Here is a 2,351-nt window from a genome sequence, read left to right on the forward strand (position 1 = left end):
CCGTGTCGGCCGGCGGGGGGGGGCGGCCGGCCGCCCCCCCCCCCCACCGCCGATCACCAGTGCAGGTCCGGCAGCGAGGCGATCCGGACCAGGTCCGCCTCCGCCAGCGGCGGGGTGGGACGGGTGGGCGCGTCGGAGTGGCCGCCGTCGTCCGCGGCGTTCGACGTGTGGATGGTGATCCGGGTGCCGTCCGCCGCGACCGCGTTCAGGAACAACCTGGTCAGGCCGCCCTCCACCTGGGTCTCCAGCACCGCCTTGCGGCCACCGGGCAGGTCGACCGCCCGGCACGCGGGTCGGCCGTCGCACGCCGGGTCCCGGCCCTCCTCGGGCTTCTGGAGGTCCACCATGACCCACCCGCTGCCCGCGGCGTCGGTCAGGTTGGCGAGTGCCCGGTAGCCGCCCTGCCGGACGCGGAACGCCAACGCCTCGTCCCCACCGGGCACCGGCTCGGCCCGCACCCCCGCGGGCAGGGCGCCGGCCAGCACCGGGTCCAGCTCGGCCGCGCGGCGGTCCGACGGGGCCGCGGGCACCGGCCGACCCGCCCACTGCACCTTCAGCTGCGGCGCGGCGGCGATGGCGATCAGCCGGTCGTCGTCGAGGACCCGGGTCGTGGACCCCCTGCCCCCGGTCTCCATCACGTGCACGTACGTCCCGTCGTTTCGCCACACGTCGGCGCTGACCAGCGTCGCCTCCGGGCCCGGCTCCACGATCACCCGCGCGGTCGAGCCGTCCGGCAGCACCCTGGTCGAGCACTGGGTGTCCGGCCCGTAGTGCACGCACTCGGCGGGCGGCTGACCGCCGAGCGGCCTGACGTAGACGATGACCGTCCGGTCGCCGGTGATCGTGAAGTCACCGCCCCAGCTCTCGTCGATCGCGCACAACCGCAGTGGGGACGCCTGGACGCCCGCCGGCAGCGGCAGCGCGAACTGCCCGAACGCGTCGGTGAGGCGGGCGGACTCGGCCAGCTCCTCCGGCGTCGCGGTGCCCCGCGGCTGGTCGGGGAAGCCACCCGTCATCGCCTGCGTGGCGCAGCCCGATGACGCCGGCGCCGTCCACCCGGTGGTGGTGGGCGCGGTGGACAGCACACCGGCGGGCGGGGCGGACGACTGCCCCGGACCGGAGTCCACCGCGACCACCACACCGGCCACCGCGACGAACCCCGCCGCCGTCGCGGTCAGCACACCGAGCCGCCGACGGGCCCGCCGCTTGCGCCCGTCCTCGACCACCCGCTCGAACCGGAGGCCCGACGCGGGTTCGTCCACCAACGCCGATCCGATCATGTCGCGCACCTCGTCGCTCACGAGCCCTCCCACTGCACGGTCCGCCTGGTCGCCAACGCCCGGCGCAGGGTTCCCAGGCCCTTCGCCACCTGGCTCTTCACCGTTCCCTCGCTGCACCCCAGCGCCGCCGCCGTCTCCGCCACGGGGAGGTCCTCCCAGTAGCGCAGCACGACGGCGGCCCGCTGCCTCGGCGGCAGTGCGGCCAACGCGCGCCGCACGTCCATGGCTTCCTCGACCCCCGTCGACGCCTCGACCACCTCCGGCACCGCCTCGACGACCGTCTCCGGCCGCCTGCCCCGCCACCGCGACTCGTCGATGACGGCCCTCACCAGCACCTTGCGCACGTACGCGTCGACCCGTCCGTCCCGGTCCAACCGCCCCCAGTGCACGTAGACCTTGGCCAGCGCGGTCTGCGCCAGATCCTCGGCCCGGTGCCAATCGCCGCACAACAAGAAGGCGGTCCGCCGGACGACGGCCGCCCGTGCCTCGAAGTACGCCCGGAACTCGCGGTCCCGATCGTGCACGTGACACCTCCTCCACTCGGTCACCGCCCTATACGGCACCCGCCGGCGTCCCGTTGCCCGTAACTTTGGGTGACCGGGGTTCGCGTGCCGCCACAGCACGCCCACCACGCGCCTGGACCGGCCGCAGCGTCCCTTGCGCCCCCGGCCACCGGTCAGCGGACGGGCTCGGCACCGATGGTGTCGACGACGCCCGTCGTCACCGAGGTGAACGACAGCACGGTCCCGGCCTTGACGTCACCCAGGTCGCGGGTGACGACGTCACGCTCACCGATGACCTGCCCGGTCCCGGGGTCGATGATGAGGTCCCGGCGGTGGGTGCCGTCGTCGACGCCCAGCGCGATGCCGACCCGACCGCCCAGGTCGGCCTGCCGCTCGGTCACCTCCAAGCCCGGCAGCCTGGTCAACGCCTTGAAGATGTTCGCCCGGACGTCCTTGACGACCAGCCCGCTCGACAGTGCGGCGGAGGCGGTGTCGAGCACTCGGGCAGCACCCCGAGCCCGAACCCGACGAAGACCGGGGTCAGCCGCGCGACCAGCTCCGCCTCGCC

The 2,351-nt window shown here is 74.9% G+C and carries 3 protein-coding genes; all 3 read right to left on the reverse strand.

The genetic code is table 11. From position 1 onward, the window contains the following. Positions 1-53: 53 nt before the first annotated feature. The 3 genes from AB0G02_RS35600 to AB0G02_RS35610 all read right to left on the reverse strand — a co-directional run bounded on the left by AB0G02_RS35600 (position 54) and on the right by AB0G02_RS35610 (position 2,283). Positions 54-1,301: a hypothetical protein gene (locus AB0G02_RS35600; RefSeq protein ID WP_360803464.1), complete on the reverse strand. Its 1,248-nt coding sequence runs from the start codon at positions 1,299-1,301 to the stop codon at positions 54-56. After that, positions 1,298-1,804 (reverse strand): SigE family RNA polymerase sigma factor, encoded by a 507-nt coding sequence (locus AB0G02_RS35605; RefSeq protein WP_360803467.1) that lies wholly within the window; start codon positions 1,802-1,804, stop codon positions 1,298-1,300. Before AB0G02_RS35605 ends, AB0G02_RS35600 begins: the two co-directional genes overlap by 4 nt. Positions 1,805-1,956: 152 nt before the next feature. Beyond that, positions 1,957-2,283 (reverse strand): hypothetical protein, encoded by a 327-nt coding sequence (locus AB0G02_RS35610; RefSeq protein WP_360803470.1) that lies wholly within the window; start codon positions 2,281-2,283, stop codon positions 1,957-1,959. Positions 2,284-2,351 lie beyond the last annotated feature (68 nt).

Source organism: Actinosynnema sp. NPDC023658, assembly GCF_040639995.1.
In the GTDB taxonomy this organism is placed as follows: Bacteria; Actinomycetota; Actinomycetes; order Mycobacteriales; family Pseudonocardiaceae; genus Actinosynnema.